18 protein-coding genes are annotated in these 17836 nt (G+C 62.3%); 11 read left to right on the top strand and 7 right to left on the bottom strand.

The genetic code is table 11. The annotated features are described in order from the left end of the window. Window positions 1-174: 174 nt before the first annotated feature. The gene (locus HP556_RS11835) at window positions 175-2478 is read left to right on the top strand and encodes a GumC family protein (protein ID WP_175367114.1); all 2304 of its coding nucleotides are present in this window, start codon (window positions 175-177) and stop codon (window positions 2476-2478) included. A gap of 131 nt (window positions 2479-2609) precedes the next feature. Here HP556_RS11835 and HP556_RS11830 read toward each other — a convergent pair whose 3' ends face one another. Beyond that, window positions 2610-3791 carry a GNAT family N-acetyltransferase gene (locus tag HP556_RS11830; protein ID WP_175367113.1) on the bottom strand — a complete coding sequence of 394 codons (1182 nt, stop codon included), beginning with the start codon at window positions 3789-3791 and terminating at the stop codon, window positions 2610-2612. A 126-nt stretch (window positions 3792-3917) separates the two neighbouring features. Between HP556_RS11830 and HP556_RS11825 the strand changes: the two genes are divergently transcribed. Next, entirely contained in the window at window positions 3918-4955 is a 1038-nt protein-coding gene (locus HP556_RS11825) for a polysaccharide deacetylase family protein (protein ID WP_175367112.1), read from the top strand. Here the strand turns inward: HP556_RS11825 and HP556_RS11820 are convergent. Further along, window positions 4952-5176 carry a DUF2842 domain-containing protein gene (locus HP556_RS11820; RefSeq protein ID WP_175367111.1) on the bottom strand — a complete coding sequence of 75 codons (225 nt, stop codon included), beginning with the start codon at window positions 5174-5176 and terminating at the stop codon, window positions 4952-4954. The two genes, HP556_RS11825 and HP556_RS11820, sit on opposite strands and share 4 nt — an antisense overlap. A gap of 167 nt (window positions 5177-5343) precedes the next feature. Between HP556_RS11820 and HP556_RS11815 the strand changes: the two genes are divergently transcribed. Continuing rightward, entirely contained in the window at window positions 5344-6435 is a 1092-nt protein-coding gene (locus HP556_RS11815; protein ID WP_175367110.1) for a COX15/CtaA family protein, read from the top strand. A gap of 119 nt (window positions 6436-6554) precedes the next feature. After that, the gene (locus HP556_RS11810) at window positions 6555-7364 is read left to right on the top strand and encodes an FTR1 family iron permease (protein ID WP_175367109.1); all 810 of its coding nucleotides are present in this window, start codon (window positions 6555-6557) and stop codon (window positions 7362-7364) included. 181 nt (window positions 7365-7545) lie between these two features. Here HP556_RS11810 and HP556_RS11805 read toward each other — a convergent pair whose 3' ends face one another. From HP556_RS11805 to HP556_RS11795, 3 genes are all read right to left on the bottom strand, one after another. Continuing rightward, window positions 7546-8826 carry an O-acetylhomoserine aminocarboxypropyltransferase gene (locus HP556_RS11805; RefSeq protein WP_068730964.1) on the bottom strand — a complete coding sequence of 427 codons (1281 nt, stop codon included), beginning with the start codon at window positions 8824-8826 and terminating at the stop codon, window positions 7546-7548. A 148-nt stretch (window positions 8827-8974) separates the two neighbouring features. Further along, entirely contained in the window at window positions 8975-9571 is a 597-nt protein-coding gene (locus tag HP556_RS11800; RefSeq protein WP_175367108.1) for a CoA-binding protein, read from the bottom strand. Window positions 9572-9576: 5 nt separating this feature from the next. After that, window positions 9577-10398: an enoyl-CoA hydratase gene (locus HP556_RS11795; protein WP_246297626.1), complete on the bottom strand. Its 822-nt coding sequence runs from the start codon at window positions 10396-10398 to the stop codon at window positions 9577-9579. A gap of 76 nt (window positions 10399-10474) precedes the next feature. On the opposite strand from HP556_RS11795, the gene HP556_RS11790 reads away from it, so the two are divergent. The 6 genes from HP556_RS11790 to HP556_RS11765 all read left to right on the top strand — a co-directional run bounded on the left by HP556_RS11790 (window position 10475) and on the right by HP556_RS11765 (window position 14135). After that, window positions 10475-10906, top strand: a complete 432-nt coding sequence (locus tag HP556_RS11790) for a PaaI family thioesterase (protein ID WP_093758792.1) — start codon at window positions 10475-10477, stop codon at window positions 10904-10906. A gap of 151 nt (window positions 10907-11057) precedes the next feature. Continuing rightward, a complete protein-coding gene (gene rplM / locus HP556_RS11785; protein ID WP_089264586.1) occupies window positions 11058-11522 on the top strand; it encodes a 50S ribosomal protein L13 in 465 nt (154 codons plus the stop codon). Next, complete coding sequence (gene rpsI, locus HP556_RS11780) at window positions 11522-11998, top strand: 30S ribosomal protein S9 (RefSeq protein WP_089264585.1); 477 nt, start codon at window positions 11522-11524, stop codon at window positions 11996-11998. The genes rplM and rpsI overlap by 1 nt, the downstream gene beginning before the upstream one ends. Before the next feature lie 244 nt (window positions 11999-12242). Then, window positions 12243-13487 carry a GGDEF domain-containing protein gene (locus HP556_RS11775; protein ID WP_175367106.1) on the top strand — a complete coding sequence of 415 codons (1245 nt, stop codon included), beginning with the start codon at window positions 12243-12245 and terminating at the stop codon, window positions 13485-13487. A gap of 39 nt (window positions 13488-13526) precedes the next feature. Next, a complete protein-coding gene (locus tag HP556_RS11770) occupies window positions 13527-13760 on the top strand; it encodes a hypothetical protein (RefSeq protein WP_175367105.1) in 234 nt (77 codons plus the stop codon). A gap of 78 nt (window positions 13761-13838) precedes the next feature. Next, entirely contained in the window at window positions 13839-14135 is a 297-nt protein-coding gene (locus HP556_RS11765; RefSeq protein WP_092142187.1) for an antibiotic biosynthesis monooxygenase family protein, read from the top strand. 140 nt (window positions 14136-14275) lie between these two features. Here HP556_RS11765 and HP556_RS11760 read toward each other — a convergent pair whose 3' ends face one another. Beyond that, window positions 14276-15415 carry an AI-2E family transporter gene (locus HP556_RS11760; protein WP_338117562.1) on the bottom strand — a complete coding sequence of 380 codons (1140 nt, stop codon included), beginning with the start codon at window positions 15413-15415 and terminating at the stop codon, window positions 14276-14278. A gap of 122 nt (window positions 15416-15537) precedes the next feature. On the opposite strand from HP556_RS11760, the gene HP556_RS11755 reads away from it, so the two are divergent. Next, window positions 15538-16224, top strand: coding sequence for a hypothetical protein (locus tag HP556_RS11755; protein ID WP_175367104.1), 687 nt, complete (start codon window positions 15538-15540; stop codon window positions 16222-16224). A 77-nt stretch (window positions 16225-16301) separates the two neighbouring features. Here the strand turns inward: HP556_RS11755 and glnA are convergent, their stop codons facing one another. Next, window positions 16302-17711: a type I glutamate--ammonia ligase gene (gene glnA, locus HP556_RS11750; RefSeq protein ID WP_068730911.1), complete on the bottom strand. Its 1410-nt coding sequence runs from the start codon at window positions 17709-17711 to the stop codon at window positions 16302-16304. Between the last annotated feature and the right edge of the window lie 125 nt (window positions 17712-17836).

Below are 17836 nucleotides of genomic sequence, written 5' to 3'. Positions count from 1 at the left end.
AAAATCCCTGAAGCAATTGAATCCAATAAGAGCCTTCGTCGTTAAAAAAACGTGTGGATTCAGGCTTCCGCTGCAACGTCCCGGTATCAGCCTGCCAATTAACCGCGCGGCAACCTTAATCGTCTTTAATCGATTCCGTTGAGTAGACGCAGTGGCGTTTGGGTGGGGTAGGCGATGCGTTTGGCATTCTGGCGTGCAGGCAAGGGTGATGCGTCGGTCGAGCGGGCCATCAAGGCGCCAACCATGCCAAACCCGGTTTCTCGCAAAAATCCGGAGAAGAAAGCAGAGCGCGTGATCGCTGCGCCGGCGCCCGATCTCGGCGACCTCGATCTGCGCGCGCTGTGGCAGGCGCTCATCCGCCGCAAGATGTGGATCCTCGTTCCGACGGTGCTGGCACTTGTCGGCTCCCTCGTCATCGTCAACATGATCACGCCGCGCTTCAAGTCGGAAGCGCGCATCCTGATCGACGGGCGTGAAAACGTTTTCCTGCGGCCAAGCGGCGAGCGCAACGAAGAGCGTACTTCTCTCGATGCGGAAGCCGTGACCAGCCAGGTGCAGCTGTTGCTGTCGCGCGATCTCGCCCGGGAGATCATCAAGAAGAACAAGCTTGCGGAGCGCCCGGAGTTCGATCCGGTGTTGCAGGGCGCGCAGCCGTGGCGGTCGCTGCTCGGCCTGATGGGCATTGGCCGCGATCCGTTCTCGATGACGCCTGAAGAGCGCGTGCTCGATGCCTATTACGAGCGGTTGACGGCCTATGCGGTCGACAAGTCGCGCGTCATGGTCGTCGAATTCCAGTCGCGCGATCCCGAACTCGCCGCGCGCGTCGCCAATTCCATCGCCGACGGTTATCTGGTGATGCAGCAGAATGCGCGGCAGAATCAGGCACGATCGGCCGGGCAATGGCTGTCCGGTGAGATCGATGACCTGCGCAAGAAGGTGGTCGAGGCGGAAGCGCGCGCAGAGGAATTCCGCTCCAAGTCCAGCCTGTTCATCGGCACCAACAATACGTCGCTCTCGAACCAGCAGCTCGGCGAGATCAACAGCCAGCTCAATAATGCGCGTTCGCTGAAGTCCGATGCCGAATCGAAGGCGCGGCTCATCAAGGACATGCTGCAGACCGGCAAGCCGATCGAATTTTCGGAAGTGCTGAATTCCGACCTGATCCGCCGGCTGTCCGAGCAGCGCGTGACGCTGCGTGCGCAGCTCGCCGAACAGTCTTCGACGCTGCTCGACGCGCATCCGCGCATCAAGGAGCTGCGGGCCCAGCTCGGCGATCTCGACAAGCAATTGCGCGACGAAGCCGCGAAACTGTCGCGCATCTTCGAAAACGATGCGCGCATCGCCAGCGGCCGCGTCGATGGCCTTACCAACAATCTCGAACAGCTGAAGCGTCAGGCGACATCCAGCAACGGCCAGGACGTGCAGTTGCGGGCGCTGGAGCGCGAGGCGCGGGCGCAGCGCGATCTACTCGAGTCCTATCTGGCGAAATACCGCGAGGCGTCCACGCGTGAGAATATCGAGGCGGCACCGACCGATGGCCGGATCATCTCCCGCGCCATCGTGTCCAACACGCCAGCCTATCCGAAGAAACTTCCGATCGTGCTGATCGCGACGCTCGCCACGCTGATGCTGACCGCCGGTGGCATCGTCACCAGCGAGCTGCTGCGCATGACCGCGCCGCGCGGCGCTGCGCCGATGGTGCCGGTCGCGCAGGCCCGCGTCACCGAGCCGGCGTTCAAGCCGTTCGTGGATCAGGCACCTGCTGCCGTGCGTGAGCCGGACACTGTCGTTGCACCGGGCATCGTGCCTGAGCCGGCTCCTGTTGTCACGCCGCAGCCGGTGGTGCGCGACACCCATCCCGAACTGGCCGCCGGTGTCAGCGAAATCGAACAGCTTGCCCAGGAGTTTCGCGCTGCCGGCAAATCGGCGCGCAAGATCACGATCCTTGGCACCGGCCATAACGACAACATCGCGCTCACCGCGCTGACCCTGTCGCGCATCCTGTCGCGTGACGCGAAAGTGGTGCTGGTCGATTTGGCCGCGTCGTCGCCGACGCTGGAAGCGGTGTCGAACGATCCGCGTGCACCCGGACTGGCGGAGCTGATGCTGGGCGAGGCGTCGTTCGGCCAGGTCATCACCAAGGACCGGATGTCGGGCCTGCATATGGTCGCCGCCGGCCGCGCCGGCGCCGATCGCTCGCTGTTGCAGTCGCCGCGCCTGACCATGGCGCTCGATGCGCTGCTGCGCGTCTACGATCACGTGCTGCTGGACGCCGGCACCGCGGCCGATCTCCCGGCGGGACTTCTGACCGATCAGGCCCGTGCCGTGGTGGTGCCGGAAGTGACCATGAGCATGGATGCGCGCGAGCTGATGGCCGAACAGCTCAAGGCCGTCGGCTTCGCCGATGTGAAGATGTTGCGCTCAACGCCGCCGGCCAACGACCCGGTCGGGCCGGGCGGCCGCGTGTTTGCGGCGTAGTCGACGAACCCTCGTCATGGCCGGGCTTGACCCGGCCATCCACGCCTTCGCCTCAACGCAACGACTAAGACGTGGATGCCCGGGTCAAGCCCGGGCATGACGTCGTTTCAATTGCCAATTGAAGGTATTCGTTACCGCTGAAACGCGTGGCGCAGCATTTGCGCCAGCTGCAGCAGGGCAGGTGTCTGCTTCACGATCCGCTTGGCATGGGCGAAGGATGACAGGCCCATGGCACCGAGCCTGCCGCGCGTGGTGAGCGGCACGAAACTGTCGAAGATTGGCTCGTCATCCTTGCAGAACATCCGCTTGTAGTCATCGTCGCCGATCCCGAGATCCAGCGACGTCACGCCGCGCTCGGCATAGGCATCGATGATGGTGCGCATCAGGATCAGGCCGGGGCTGTATTTCGCATTCTCCGACATGGTGTAGGTGTTGAACATCATCGAGAAGCGGTTGTCGTCGGCGACGCCGGCGAACATCGCGATCACTTCCTCGTCGCAGACGAGCGCGTGGATATCGATGGTGTAGCCGTCCGCCCGCGGTGTCGTACAGGCCTGGCGGATGAAGGCTTCGACGCCGGGCTCGGCGAATACATTGGGCAGGTTCTGTTCGGCCATGCGCAGCGGCTTGATGGCGAAGAAGGCGTCGAGCACGTGTGTGACCTCGGCCTCCGTCTTCGCGTGCATGTAGCGATAGCCGGCAAGATTTCGGTACTTGCCTTCCTTGGTCTTGAGGCGCTTGCGGAACGAATTGCTGATCCGATCTGTCGCGGCTTCGCCGGGCACCATCTTCAGCACCGGACAATCATTGGTCGAGGCCTGGCTTGGCAGCAGCGCGAGCGGATTGGCGATGCCGATCCAGCTTTTGGGCTGACGGACCAGCGCGAGGACGTCGACCGTCTCGGTGTGCTTTTGAATTCCCCGCAGCAGTGCGTCGATATCTGCCTTTGTCGCCTGCGCCGCGAAGTCGCGCCGGAACAGCGGCATGTTGAAGGTGACGTGCTTGCCGCCGAGATAGCCGGCGACGCGCATGCCGTTTTCGCGGCTCACGGCGAGCGGCAACAACATCAGCGGCTGATGCGCTGCGTCATAGGCGACGACGATGAAGGGCTTCAGGCCTTCGTGGACGCCGATATGGGTCTGCCAGGCCGACTGGAAGTCGAAGCGCTGATAGGGCGTGGAGAGCTGTTCGGACGTTTCAAGGCTGCGCCAGATAGCTTTGGCAGCGCTGAAATCGCTGATTACATCGACGCGTGCGATGCGGCTCGCAGTTGCCATCGCCACAGGTGTTTCCATCACAGCAGCCATGGTCATCGCGAGCCTGTTTCAGATTTTGTTTAGATTTTTAGGTTTGGGGCGACCTTTGCAAAGAAATGTCAACAAACAGTAATGACAATAGCCGACTGGCGAGAGGCATGACGCCGCTTGGGGGAATCTGCGGTGTCATACAAGACCGGTTGGGGCGCGGCACTTGCCTTCGAACTGACTTATCTCAGTGGTGCGCATCGTCTGCTGGAACGCGCTTATGGCGGCGCCGGTATCATTCTCAAATTCGAACGCGTGCGACCGCCGCGGCAGGACGCCTTCCAGCCGCTGCGATCCCACGAGATCACACCGCGGTTTCTCGACCGTGCCATTCGCGCGCTGAAGCGCTGGCCCGTCGATATCGTCGGCATGGACGAGGTGTGTCGCCGCGCCAGTGCGCCGCGCGCGGGACGGCGCTTCGTTGCGCTGACCTTCGATGGCGGCACGCGCGACTTCGTCGATTTCGCCTATCCGCTGCTTCAGGCGCATGAAGTGCCATTCACGCTCTATCTGCCAAGCGCCTTTGCCGACGGGCTTGGCGCCATGTGGTGGCTGGCGCTGGAGCAGGCGATCGCGACGCATGATCGCATCAGCCTGATCATCGATCACCGGCAGCGACATTTCGAAACCGCCTCGGTCGCTGACAAATATCGCGCCTACTATTATCTCGATAGCTGGCTGCGGACGTTGCCGCCGCACGAACTGGCCGTCGCGGCGGACGATCTCTGCAAACGCTATTCGGTCGATAGTGCGACGCTGTCGCGTCATGCGGCGACGCATTGGGACGATGTGGCCACGTTTGCGGGGAATCCACGGGCGATGATCGGCAGCAGCACGGTCAACTATCCGGCGCTCGCCAATCTCGGCGACAGCGCGGCATCGCGCGAGATCGCCATGGGGCGGGCCGTGGCACAGGCCGCGCTTCTCTATGAGCCGCGACATTTCGCCTATCCGTTCGGCGATAAAGCCTCATTCGACAAGTGTCACGTCGCGATGGTGGCGCAGGCCGGCTTTGCCAGCGCCGTGACATCGCTCCCCGGTGTCATCGAGGCCAATGGTGGATCGGATCTGCATGCACTGCCGCGGCTGGCCTGGGACGGCCGGCGGCAATCGCTGCGGGCCTTGCGGGTGATGGTATCCGGCGTGATGCTTGGTGCGGGCGCGCAGCGCTAGCCGACCTCGGGATCCACAGGATCGGCTTTGCCCATCCAGCTGATGATCGGCATCGCCGGGAGCACCCAGCCGAGGCCGGCGATGACGTAGAAGGCTGCCTGCAGCCAGCCGTTATTGGCCAGCCAGGGGGTTTGCGCGATGGTCATGCCGAGCAGCGACCACACCACCACGAGGATCAGCAGAAAGATGGTTCCGAAGAATTTGCGCGTGCGGATGGTCATGACGGAAATGTGCGGTCCAAAGTCGGTCTGAGATCGGGGTAGGCAAAGTGCCCAACTTTGCAGGCCTTCGCGGGCGGACTATAAGGGGCTCGAAATTTCATTCAAGGCGCTGGGTTTTTGGCGCTGATTTTGTCGCTGATTTTGCGGCTGTTCCCGAGACCCCTGCGATGACCGCTTCGTCCCAAACCCGCCACAAGGAATTACGCCCGGTGCGCTGGTGGCTGATTGCCGTCGCCGCGATGATCGTGGCGATGGTGCTGGTCGGCGGCGCGACGCGGCTCACCGAATCCGGCCTGTCGATTGTCGAATGGAAGCCGGTGACCGGCGCCATTCCGCCGCTCGATGAATCGCACTGGATCGCGGCCTTCGAGGCCTACAAGCAGATCCCGCAATATCGCGAACTGAATAGCGGCATGACGCTCCATGAGTTCAAGACCATCTTCTGGTGGGAATGGAGCCATCGTCTGCTCGGCCGTGTCATCGGCGTGGTGTTCCTGCTGCCATTCCTCTGGTTCCTGTGGCGCGGTGTGCTGACGTCCGAATTGAAGAAGCGGCTGTGGGTGATCTTCGGCCTCGGCGGCCTGCAGGGCGCGGTGGGCTGGTGGATGGTGGCCTCGGGCCTGACCAAGCGCGTGGAAGTCTCGCAATATCGTCTCGCGGCGCATCTGATGCTGGCACTGATCATCTTCGCCGCCATCGTCTGGACGCTGCGACGGCTCGGCGACCGTGCGCCGGTGCTGGCGGCAAGTCGCTTGCGCGTGACGAGCTGGGTGTTGTTGGGGCTGACTTTCCTGCAAATCTATTTCGGTGCGCTGGTCGCTGGGCTTCGTGCGGGCCGCGTGTTCAATACCTGGCCGGAGATCGATGGCGCGCTGATCCCCTCGGCATCGCGGCTGTTCTTCGAAGATCCGTGGTGGCGCAACATGTTCGACAACACGCTGACGGTTCAGTTCCAGCATCGCATGACCGCCTATGCGCTGTTCGCGCTGGCGATCTGGCATGTGATCGATGCGATCCGCGCGCGGGCAGGGGCACCGGTTGTCAACGGCGCGCTGTGGCTGGCGGCATCGATCGCGGTGCAGGCCGCGCTCGGCATTCTCACGCTGCTGCATCAGGTGCCGATCGATCTGGCGCTGACCCATCAGGCGGTCGCGATCGTGGTGCTGACGCTGGCGATCCTGCAGGTGGAGCGGATGAAGCCGCGCGGGGCGGCGTTGACGGAACGTCAGCTCGATCTCGCGGTCGGCAAGGCCGCCTAGCTGTTGCGCGTTACCGACTAGAACGATTGTAACGGAGTTGACGCAGTCGTGTGGCTGTGCGGCTTTCGCTCATTCGCAGTGCGCAATAGATACGACGCACCACCACACGGGATTGGGTCATGTCCTCCGCATTCATTCAGGCTGCCGTCATTCTGCTGCGCGAGGGTCTCGAGGCCATGCTCGTGATCGCGGCGTTGGCCGGCTATCTCAGGAAATCCGGCGGCGGCCATCGCGTGACCGCGCTCTATCTGGGCGCGCTGGCGGCGATCCTCGCCAGCCTGGTCGCAGCCTGGGCCTTTGCGGTGTTCAATTCCGGCGATCACAGCGATGTCTTTGAAGCCATCGTCATCCTGTTTGCGGCAGGCCTGATGCTCTATGTCAGCGGCTGGCTGATGGTGAAGCAGGATCCGCGCGGCTGGCAGGATTATCTGGCGGCGAAAGCGGATCAGGCGCTTGCGCAGGATACCGGTCTCGCCGTCGCGATGCTGGCATTCCTGGCGGTGTTTCGTGAGGGCGCCGAGACGGTGCTGTTCATCAACGCGCTCGCGACCACCGAAGGCGGCTGGAGCGTCGGACTGTTCGGCGGTCTGGCAGCGGCGACGGCCGGTCTCGTCGTGCTGTTTTATTTCATCAACATGATCGCCCAGCGCATCCCGCTGCGACCGCTGTTCATCATCACCTCGGCCTTCCTGTTCGTGATGGGCATCAAGTTCATCGGCGAAGCGATCCAGGAATTCCAGGAACAGGCGATGATCGGGGTCACCGACGCGCCAGGCAGCGCATTCCTGACGGCGATCGGTTTCAATCCGACGCTGGAAGCGCTGTCGATCCAGCTGCTGGTGGTGCTGTTCGCGCTGGCGACCTATTCGGTATTCCAGCGCAATGCGCGGCTGGTGCGGGAAGACAAGGCGATGCGCGGTCAGGCCTAGCGCTTCTTAACCTCGCCCCGCTTGCGGGGAGAGGTCGGATTAGGAGCGAAGCGAGTAATCCGGGTGAGAGGGAGCCAGCGAGTGAAACACTGGCTCCCTCTCACCCGACGCGGACTGCGTCCGCGCCACCCTCTCCCCGCCTAGCGAAGCTTTGCTTCGCCTGGCGGGGCGAGGGAAGAACTTACGCGTTCAGCGCCTGTTCGAGATCCGCGATCAGATCTTCCTTGTCCTCGATGCCGACAGACAGCCTGACAACGTCGGGTCCGGCGCCGGAGCGCGTCTTGGCTTCGTCGTCGAGCTGGCTGTGGGTGGTCGAGGCCGGGTGGATCACCAGCGAGCGGGTGTCGCCGACATTGGCCAGATGCGAGAACAGTTTCAGGTTCGACACGAGACTCACGCCGGCGTCATAGCCGCCCTTCAGGCTGAAGGTGAACACGGCGCCCGCGCCCTTCGGCGCATATTTGCGGGCGAGGGTGTGATAGCGGTTATCCGACAATCCCGAATAATTCACCGCCGCCACTTTCGGATGTGCCGACAGCCATTCGGCGACCGCCTTGGCGTTGTCGCTGTGGCGCTGCATGCGCAGCGGCAGCGTTTCGATGCCGGTCTGGATCAGGAATGCGTTGAACGGCGACAGCGCCGGGCCGAGATCGCGCAGGCCAAGTACGCGGCAAGCAATGGCGAAAGCGAAGTTGCCGAAGGTCTCCTGCAGCTTGATGCCGTGATATTCCGGGCGCGGCTCTGACAGCACCGGGTATTTGTTGCCTTTCGACCAGTCGAAGGTGCCCGCATCCACGATGATGCCGCCGAGCGAATTGCCGTGGCCGCCGAGAAACTTGGTCAGCGAATGCACGACGATGTCGGCGCCGTGGTCGATCGGCTTGATCAAATAGGGCGTCGCCAGTGTGTTGTCGACGATCAACGGCACGCCGGCCTTGCGGGCCACGGCCGCGACCGCCTCGATATCGGTGATCGAGCCGGCAGGATTGGCGATGGACTCGATGAAGATCGCCTTGGTCTTGTCAGTCACCGCGCGCTCGAACGAGGGGACGTCATCGGGATCGGCCCACACTACGTTCCAGCCGAAGCTCTTGAAGGCATGGCTGAACTGGTTGATCGAACCGCCATAGAGTTTGCGCGAGGCGATGAATTCGTCGCCGGGCTGCAGCAGCTGCTGAAACACCACGAGCTGCGCGGCATGGCCGGACGCGACGGCGAGGGCTGCCGTGCCGCCTTCCAGCGCTGCGACGCGTTCCTCGAGGACAGCCGTGGTCGGATTGGTGATGCGCGTATAGATGTTGCCGAAGGATTGCAGGCCGAACAACGAGGCGGCGTGATCCGCATCGTTGAAGACGAACGAAGTGGTCTGATAGATCGGCGTCGCACGCGCGCCGGTGGTCGGGTCGGGCTGCGCGCCGGCATGGACGGCGAGGGTGCCGAAGCCTGGAATACGATCGTTCATCATCACTCCCTGTCGAATAGCGGTTTGTTGGCGCCAACCTGATCGGGCGCGGCGCTGCCGTCAAGGCGAGGCGGCATTTTGCCCTGACTTCGCAACAGTCGTGCTGCGCTGTGTCATTTCAAAGGAAATAAAATCGCGAAACGCACCGTCAGGCGGTGTCGTTCTTGTCCTTGTTATTTTGCTGCGCAACGCGGTCGGCCGCAGCGGTGCTGCCACCGCCAAGGCTGCTGCGATTCAGCGACAGCCGCATGCCCTGGGTCGGGATCGGCGCGCGCTTGGAGCTGAGCGTGCGCGAATTGACACCCATCCACTGGATCTCCGACGACAGCCGGCCATATTCGATCTTGGGGCAGCGGTTCATCACCACCTTGATGCCTGCGGCTTCAAGCTTGGCGGCGGCCTCATCATGGCGCACGCCGAGCTGCATCCACACCACCTTGGGCAGCGGATCGAGTGTCAGCGCGATGTCGACGATCGGCATGACATGCTCGGCGCTGCGGAAGATGTCGATCATGTCGACCGGGCGACCGATCTCCTGCAGCGAGGCGACGAACGGCTTGCCCAGCAGGCTCTTGCCGACCTGGCCGGGATTGATCGGGATCATGTCGTAGCCGCGTTCGGCGAGATACTTGAACACGAAATAGCTCGGCCGCACGTTTTGCGGGGAGGCGCCAACCATCGCGACGGTTTTGACGGTGTTGAGGATCTCGCGGATATAGGCGTCGTTATAGCTGTCGTGGTTCATTTCAATTACCGGTCTTCCCACTTCGGCTCGCGCTTTGCGATGAACGCGCCGATGCCTTCCTCGGCATCGCGGGCCATCATATTCTCGGTCATCACTTCAGCGGCGAAGCGATAGGCATCCGCGAGATTCATCTCGGCCTGGCGATAGAAAGCTTCCTTGCCGATCTTCACCGTATGCGCCGACTTGTGCGCCACTTGTTCTGCCAGCGCGATCGCCGCATCGCGTTCGGTGCCGGCGGGCACCACGCGGTTGACCAGGCCGATCTCGCGCGCGCGGTCGGCGGAGATGGGCTCGCCGGTCAGCAGCATTTCCATCGCCTGCTTGCGCGGTACGTTGCGCGACAGCGCCACCATGGGCGTCGAACAGAACAGGCCGATATCGACGCCGGGCGTCGCGAATTTTGCGTGTTCGGAGGCGATAGCGAGATCGCAGCTCGCCAAGAGTTGGCAGCCTGCAGCAGTGGCGACGCCTTGCACGGCGGCGATCACCGGCTTTGGCAGCCGCACGATGGCCTGCATCATGGCGCTGCAGATCGTCATCATATGCGCGAAATAGGCGCGGCCGCGATCGGCATCAGTGCGGCGCGCGGTGAGTTCTTTCAGGTCATGTCCGGCGGAGAAGACCGGGCCGCTGGCGGCGATCACCACGGCGCGCACGGTCTTGTCGCTGGCCATGTCATCGAGGGCGGCGTGCAATTCGCCGATCAGTCCTTCGGAGAGGCTGTTGCGGGCAGCCGGACGATTCAGCGTCAACAAGCCGATGCTGCCGACCGTTTCACGCAGAAGAATGGATGGCCGCGCTGTTTCCGCGCGTGCTGGTTGAACCATGACTTGAGATTCCATCGCTGGGCAGGACCGTCACCATATTGTAACAGGACGGCACAAGCGAGAGCAGGGTGGCGACATGACGACTGCGAAAATGAGCGTGGCTGAACTCGAGGCGTTTCTGAAGCGCGAGTTCCCGCAGGCCTTTGGCGCCGGCGATATCGCGATTGAAAGCGCTGATGGTACCACTTGCCTGCTGCGCCAGACCTATGGCGAACGCATGCTGCGGCCGGGCGGCACGGTATCGGGTCCGACACTGATGGCCCTGGCCGATTTTGCCATGTACGTCGTACTGTTGTCGGCGATCGGCCCTGTGGGCCTCGCAGTGACCACCAGCCTGAACATCAATTTCCTGCGCAAGGGCCTGCCGGGGCAGGATGTGCTGGCTGCCGCCAAGCTGCTGAAGCTCGGAAAACGCCTCGCCGTGGGCGAAGTGACCCTGTTATCAGGCACTTCGGCAGATCCGATCGCCCATGTGACGTCGACCTATTCCATTCCGAACGTTGGGTAATTTATAAGGTATTATAGAACCATAATTATAACGTAATGATTTAACTGGCGAATTCTGCCATATTTGGCATTGACGGAATCCGGTTGTCTATCTAGAAACGCGCTCAGTTCGGCGGATCACCGCCGATATCCCCTTTTCATGGATATTCACAATGAAGACGTTTTCGGCAAAGCCCGCCGAGATCACGAAGAAGTGGATCGTCATCGACGCCACTGGTCTCGTGGTGGGCCGGCTGGCCACGCTGGTCGCAATGCGGCTGCGCGGCAAGCACCTCCCGACCTACACCCCGCATGTTGATTGCGGCGACCATGTCATCATCGTCAACGCGGACAAGGTGGTTTTCACCGGCCGCAAGCGTGACGACAAGGTCTACTATCACCACACCGGCTTCATCGGCGGCATCAAGGAACGCACTGCAAAGTCGATCCTCGAAGGTCGTTTCCCGGAGCGCGTTGTCGAGAAGGCCGTTGAGCGCATGATCCCGCGCGGGCCGCTCGGTCGCGTCCAGTTCGGCAATCTGCGTGTTTATGCCGGTGCAGAGCACCCGCACGAGGCCCAGCAGCCGGAAGCATTCGATGTCGGCGCTTTGAACCGCAAGAACAAGAGGGCCGCATAATGTCGGATACCATGCAGTCTCTCGATCAGCTGGCGTCGCTGAAGGTGTCCGCTCCGGATGCCCCGAAGTACGTCAAGAAGGTCGACAAGCAGGGCCGCGCCTATGCGACCGGCAAGCGTAAGGACGCTGTCGCTCGTGTCTGGATCAAGCCGGGCGCCGGCAAGGTTGTCGTTAACACCCGTGAAGTCGAAGTGTACTTCGCTCGTCCGGTGCTGCGCATGCTCATCCAGCAGCCGCTGGTCGCTGCAGCCCGCGCTGGCCAGTACGACGTGATCTGCACCGTTGCCGGTGGCGGTCTGTCGGGCCAGGCCGGTGCCGTGCGTCACGGCATCTCCAAGGCTCTGACCTGCTTCGAGCCGGATCTGCGCGGCGTCCTCAAGAAGGGCGGCTTCCTGACCCGCGACTCGCGTGTCGTCGAGCGCAAGAAGTACGGCAAGGCGAAAGCCCGCAAGTCCTTCCAGTTCTCGAAGCGCTAATTTCTGCTTCGATAAAATTTGCTGCAAATGCGGTGAATACAATTTTGAAAAGGGCGCCTTGGGGCGCCCTTTTTGCGTTCCGGGACATTCCGGATACCGACAGATTGATGCAGTTTTTCGTGAAAACTTGTGCAGGCGCGCAAACGGATTTCCAATCGGTACACTCGTATGTTCGATGATGGCGAAGAGGCCACTCCGAATCATGATGGTTTGGAAATCTCGCAACAATTGCCGGTGCTCAAATATGTCGCTCGATTCTTCCACGCTCTATTTGGTGGCAACCCTGGTTGCGGCGATGTTGGGCGGGATGCTGCTGTTCTTCGGACGACAGGAAAAGATCGCGGCCCTCAACTGGTGGGGGCTGGCTTACCTGCTCGGCGCCGTGTCGGTCGCATTGTGGACACTTGCCGCGTCGCTCCTGGGTGACGTGCTGTCGCTGGCATTCAATGCCGTGGGCTTCGTGGCCTGCGGCATGGTGTGGAACGCTGCGCGCGTGTTCCATGGCCGCAGCCCGAGCTGGGCCGGCCTGTTTCTCGGTGCCATTGCCTGGATCGCTGTCATCTTCACCCTGCCGCCTGAGGCTGCGTCGCTGCGCATGACCATCGGCGCCGGCATCGTCGCGCTTTATGCGATGCTGACGGCGCATGAATTGTGGAACGAGCGTCGCAAGGCGGTGCAGCGGCGCTGGCCAACCATTTTGGTGCCGATGCTGCATGGTTTCGTCCTGATGCTGCCGATCCTGCTCGGCGATCTGCTGCATGGCGATCACAGCAATTTCGGCAACAGCATCTGGGTCACGGCCTTTGCCGTCGAACTCGTGCTTTATGCGGTCGGCACGGTGTTCCTGATCTTCATGCTGGTGTCCGAGCGTGCGGTCACGGCGCACAAGGTCGCCGCGTCCTGCGATCCGCTCACCGGCCTGTTCAACCGCCGCGGCTTCTCCGAGGCGACGGCGCGGATGATTGAGCGCGAAGCGAAGGCCGGCCGCCCGGTCACGGTCATGATCTTCGACATCGATCACTTCAAGTCGATCAACGATCGCTTCGGCCATCCCGCCGGCGACGAGGTGCTGAAACTGTTCGCCACGGTCATCACGCACACGCTGCGGATCACCGACCTGTCGGGCCGCATCGGCGGTGAGGAGTTTGCGGCGATGTTGCCCTGCAGCCTGGACGAGGCAATGCAGGCGGCCGAGCGCGTGCGTGAGGCGTTTGCGACCTGCGGCATCCAGGTCGACGAGGCGCCGGTGGCAACCACCGTGAGTATCGGCGTGGCCGGCGGACCGGCCGGCACTGAACTCGACGTCCTGCTGGCTGCCGCGGACACTGCGCTGTACCAGGCCAAGCGCAGCGGACGTAACCGCGTGCAGGCCGCGGAAGAAGAGCCGCTGTCGCTGGAGCAGGGGCGCCGCGCTGCGGCAATCGGGCAAGCGGCAAAGCCAAGCGTCGTGCGGGCTGCGGTCACGATGACGGCAAGCGGCGCGCGATAAAGGATCCGTTTACCATTCGATCCCTATGGTCATCGCATGATGACCTCGTCTGACTCGACCTCCAATACTGCTTTGATGTCGCTCGAAGCGGCCGCTGCCTCGGCCCGTGCCGGCTTTGCCTGCATGTTTTCGAGCTCGGACGAATACGAGACCGCGCTGATCACCGAGCGTCGTGCGCAGGGGCGCTACGGCGCGCAGCACAGCAAACTGCCGGTCGTCGCTTTCATCGGCTGCTGCGTCATGGTCGTCGGCACGGTTCTGCTGTTCGCCTGATCACTTTTCGGCGGCTCCTTCACCGAACCCCGACTTTGCGGTAAAGACACCGACCGCAAAACAAAGGGTCGGGAAACCATGATCACTGAAATCGCACAGATCGACGTCAAGCCGGGCACCGAGAAGGATTTCGAGGCGGCCGTCGCCAAGGCGAAGCCGCTGTTCCTCCGCGCCAAGGGCGGCAAGGGTTTTGAGCTGCACAAGTCGGTCGAGATGCCGTCGCGCTACCGTCTCGTCGCCAAGTGGGAAACCCTCGAAAACCACACCGTCGATTTCCGTGGTTCGCCCGATTTCGCCGAATGGCGCGCGCTGGTGGGCCCATATTTCGAAACGCCGCCTTATGTCGAGCACACCGAGACTGTGCTGACCACGTAGGGGTAACCTAAACTCAGTCCCTCATGGTGAGGAGGCGCTTCTTCAGCGCCGTCTCGAACCATGGGCTGACTTGGCTCGAAGCCTGTGACCATCCTTTGAGACGCGCGCCTTCGGCGCGCTCCTCAGGATGAGGGATCAGGTTAAGCCGCCATCGCCTTATCCTGCGCGGAGGCTTCGTCCTCTTCGCGCATGAAATCGATGACGACCTTGACGATCGCCAGCACCGGCAATGCCAATGCGAGGCCCCAGACGCCGAACACCACGCCGAGCAGGATCTGGAACGCGAACAGTGTGGCTGGCGGAATATCCAGTGCCTGCCGCTGCAGGATCGGCGTCAGGATGTAGCTCTCCAGCGCATGTACGCCCATGAACAGCGCAAAGGCTGACGCGGCGGCGACCCAGCCCGAGGCGAGGCTGGCGAGCACGACGATCAACCCGCCGAGCAGGGCGCCGACGGTGGGAATGAAGGCGAGCAGGCCGGCCTGAACGCCGAGAATGAAGGCGCTGGGAATCCCGATCAGCTTCAGCCCGATCCAGGTAATGGCGCCGACCACCACCATGGTGAGCATCTGCGCGATCAGCCAGCGCTGCAGCGTGTCGCTGATGCGATCGACGATGACCGTCATCGGCCCGCGATGCTTTGCCGGTGTGAGATGCAACAGCCCTTTGCGATAGACGCTGGGCTGTGCGGCAAACGACAGGCCCAAGAACAGCACGATGAAGAAGTTGCCGACCGCGCCGACGGTGCCGAGTAGAATCTTCAGTGTCTGGCTGACGATGGCGCCGCCTGATGATGCGATGGTGCCGGCGCTCGGCAAGCCGCCGCTGGACTTCGGTGTTGAGGTGGCGGGCGACGTGCCGGGCTCGGCGGGCGTATCCGACGTGATGCTGTTGAAATCGAAATAGCTGGTGTCGACGCCGTGCTGCTCAAGATAGGTCTTTACGTTGACGACCTGTGACTTGAGGGTGCCGGACAGCGTCTTGGCCTGATTGGCGATGGTCGACCCGCCCAGATACATCACGCCCACCAGCATCGCCGCGAGCACGATGCAGATCATGACGAGCCGCATTGGATGTGGGCCGCCCATGAAGCGCCCGAATAATTCCGTCAGCGCATTGAGCGCTACGCCGAGCAGAATGCCTGCGAAGATCAGGAATAGCGTTCCCGAGAAGTACCAGGCGAAGCCTATGAGGATCGCGAAGGACACCGTGGCGATGCCGCCCGCCGTGATCGCCCAGGTCAGGTCGCTGCGCGTCTGGACATTGGCTTCTGCGGGCACGGTGGATCCTCTGCATCGATTGGACTTTCACTGTTCCGTCAATTGCATCGGGGATCAAGACATATCGCCGCTTTGACGTCTCCGTCGCGATCGTGCATGGCCGATGGGGGAGGCCAATAATAATGAACATGCTGAAATGGGTCGGTCCGCTCGGACTGCTCGCTGCCCTGGTGATCGGCGATCAGATCCGGATCAACCGGCCCGCGCACAAATATCGGCTGACCATGGAGGTCGAGACGCCGGACAGCGTGAAGTCGGCCTCGAATGTCGTCTCCGTGCATCCCTATCGGGGCTACCAACCTGCCGGCAAGGTGACGTCACGGGGCGATGCCGTGGTCGTCGATCTCGGCGGCGGCAGGAATCTCGCCGCGCTGATGCTGCACGACGACAAGGGCAGCGCGGATTTCGACGGCGCCAATTTCGTGGCGATGCGCGCCTATCAGGCGGCGGGGCGCAAGATCGCCTTTCGCGATGTCAGCAGCCAGACCGGCGCCGTTCCGGTGACCGGCGAATTGATGCCGGTGCTGGCTAGTTTCACAGACCCCCGGGATGCATCGACGGCGCGGCGGCTGCAGCCGGATGATCTGTCGCCTCTCGGCGCTGGCACGCGGCTGCGCGGCATCACGGTCGAGGCGGTGCCGAATGGTCTGTGGCCGATCGATTTCGGCGGGAGTCTCGGCGAACCCGTCACGCGCGGTGTCACCACGATGCTGCCGTGGGCCGCCAGCGAAGGCGAAGCAGCCAGGGCGCTTGCGGCGATAGGCTTCCCGAACACGCCTGAACCGGCGATGGCTCTCGCCCGGAAATAGGCGACAGGAGAAGCGCAACGAAAAAGGCGCCCCGTTTCCGGAGCGCCCTGATCGTTCGAACTGCGATCCCTACGGAATTACAGCGAGTAGTACATGTCGAATTCGACCGGGTGCGGCGTCATTTCGTAACGCATCACTTCGGTCATCTTCAGTTCGATATAGGAGTCGATGAAGTCGTCATCGAACACGCCACCGTTCTTGAGGAAGCCGCGATCCTTGTCGAGGTTCTCGAGGGCTTCACGGAGCGAACCGCACACCGTCGGGATCGACTTCAGCTCTTCCTTCGGCAGATCATAGAGGTCCTTGTCCATGGCCGGACCCGGATCGATCTTGTTCTTGATGCCGTCGAGACCGGCCATCAGCATCGCGGCGAAAGCGAGATACGGATTGGCCATCGGATCCGGGAAGCGGACTTCGACGCGCTTGGCCTTCGGGTTGGTGGTGTAGGGGATGCGGCAGGAGGCCGAGCGGTTGCGCGCGGAGTAGGCGAGCAGCACCGGGGCTTCGTAGCCGGGGACCAGACGCTTGTAGGAGTTGGTCGACGGATTGGTGAAGGCGTTGATCGCCTTGGCGTGCTTGATGATGCCGCCGATGTAGTGGAGGCAGGTCTCGGAGAGATCGGCGTACTTGTTGCCGGCGAAGGTTGGCTTGCCGTCCTTCCAGATCGACTGGTGCACATGCATGCCCGAGCCGTTGTCGCCGAAGACGGGCTTCGGCATGAAGGTGGCGGTCTTGCCGTAGATGTGCGCGACCTGATGGATGCAATACTTATAGATCTGCATCTGGTCGGCCATGTAGGTCAGCGTGTCGAACTTCATACCGAGTTCGTGCTGGGCGGACGCCACTTCGTGGTGATGCTTCTCGACCTTGACGCCCATGCGCGCCATCGCGCCGAGCATTTCCGAGCGCATGTCCTGCACCGAGTCCTGCGGCGGGACGGGGAAGTAGCCGCCCTTGGTGCGGATGCGGTGGCCGAGATTGCCGCCTTCATATTCGGTGCCGGAGTTGGTCGGCAATTCGGACGAGTCGAGCTTGAAGCCGGTGTTGTAGGGGTCGCTCGAGAAGCGGACGTCGTCGAACACGAAGAATTCGGCTTCCGGACCGACGAACACGGTGTCGCCGATGCCCATGGACTTGACCATGGCTTCGGCCTTCTTGGCGATGCCGCGCGGGTCGCGGTTATAGGGCTCGCCGGTGGAGGGCTCGAGAATGTCGCAGGTGATGACCATGGTGGTCTCTGCGAAGAACGGATCGATCGTCGCCGTTGCCGGATCCAGCATCAGCATCATGTCGGACTCGTTGATCGCCTTCCAGCCGGCGATCGAGGAACCGTCGAACATGGTGCCTTCGGCAAACATTTCTTCATCGACCATCGAGACGTCGAAGGTCACGTGCTGCCACTTGCCGCGGGGATCGGTGAAACGCAGGTCGACGTACTTGACGTCATTGTCCTTGATGGACTGCAGGACTTCTTTGGCGGTCGTCATGGGGCTCCCTACCTTTTTTGCGGGCCGATTTCCGGGACGTAACAATCTGTCGTGACGATCAGGTCACAACGGCATGTTTTCAACAAGACAAACCGTCAACAACAGAAGGCTGCCGAAGCAGCCTT

The sequence above is a fragment of the Tardiphaga robiniae genome (assembly GCF_013359755.1).
Taxonomy (GTDB): Bacteria; Pseudomonadota; Alphaproteobacteria; order Rhizobiales; family Xanthobacteraceae; genus Tardiphaga; species Tardiphaga robiniae.
Note: the sequence above shows the minus strand (reverse complement) of the source record. Positions and strands in the feature narration are given on the sequence as shown.

What these genes read in the sequence shown, in the direction of transcription:
- HP556_RS11795 (WP_246297626.1), bottom strand. Translation starts at nt 10,398, where the DNA reads ATGGTTCAACCAGCACGCGCGGAAACAGCGCGGCCATCCATTCTTCTG.
- HP556_RS11830 (WP_175367113.1), bottom strand. Translation starts at nt 3,791, where the DNA reads ATGACCATGGCTGCTGTGATGGAAACACCTGTGGCGATGGCAACTGCG.
- HP556_RS11810 (WP_175367109.1), top strand. Translation starts at nt 6,555, where the DNA reads ATGTCCTCCGCATTCATTCAGGCTGCCGTCATTCTGCTGCGCGAGGGT.
- HP556_RS11815 (WP_175367110.1), top strand. Translation starts at nt 5,344, where the DNA reads ATGACCGCTTCGTCCCAAACCCGCCACAAGGAATTACGCCCGGTGCGC.
- HP556_RS11805 (WP_068730964.1), bottom strand. Translation starts at nt 8,826, where the DNA reads ATGAACGATCGTATTCCAGGCTTCGGCACCCTCGCCGTCCATGCCGGC.
- HP556_RS11790 (WP_093758792.1), top strand. Translation starts at nt 10,475, where the DNA reads ATGACGACTGCGAAAATGAGCGTGGCTGAACTCGAGGCGTTTCTGAAG.
- HP556_RS11775 (WP_175367106.1), top strand. Translation starts at nt 12,243, where the DNA reads ATGTCGCTCGATTCTTCCACGCTCTATTTGGTGGCAACCCTGGTTGCG.
- HP556_RS11820 (WP_175367111.1), bottom strand. Translation starts at nt 5,176, where the DNA reads ATGACCATCCGCACGCGCAAATTCTTCGGAACCATCTTTCTGCTGATC.
- HP556_RS11765 (WP_092142187.1), top strand. Translation starts at nt 13,839, where the DNA reads ATGATCACTGAAATCGCACAGATCGACGTCAAGCCGGGCACCGAGAAG.
- rplM (WP_089264586.1), top strand. Translation starts at nt 11,058, where the DNA reads ATGAAGACGTTTTCGGCAAAGCCCGCCGAGATCACGAAGAAGTGGATC.
- HP556_RS11835 (WP_175367114.1), top strand. Translation starts at nt 175, where the DNA reads ATGCGTTTGGCATTCTGGCGTGCAGGCAAGGGTGATGCGTCGGTCGAG.
- HP556_RS11800 (WP_175367108.1), bottom strand. Translation starts at nt 9,571, where the DNA reads ATGAACCACGACAGCTATAACGACGCCTATATCCGCGAGATCCTCAAC.
- HP556_RS11770 (WP_175367105.1), top strand. Translation starts at nt 13,527, where the DNA reads ATGACCTCGTCTGACTCGACCTCCAATACTGCTTTGATGTCGCTCGAA.
- glnA (WP_068730911.1), bottom strand. Translation starts at nt 17,711, where the DNA reads ATGACGACCGCCAAAGAAGTCCTGCAGTCCATCAAGGACAATGACGTC.
- HP556_RS11755 (WP_175367104.1), top strand. Translation starts at nt 15,538, where the DNA reads ATGAACATGCTGAAATGGGTCGGTCCGCTCGGACTGCTCGCTGCCCTG.
- rpsI (WP_089264585.1), top strand. Translation starts at nt 11,522, where the DNA reads ATGTCGGATACCATGCAGTCTCTCGATCAGCTGGCGTCGCTGAAGGTG.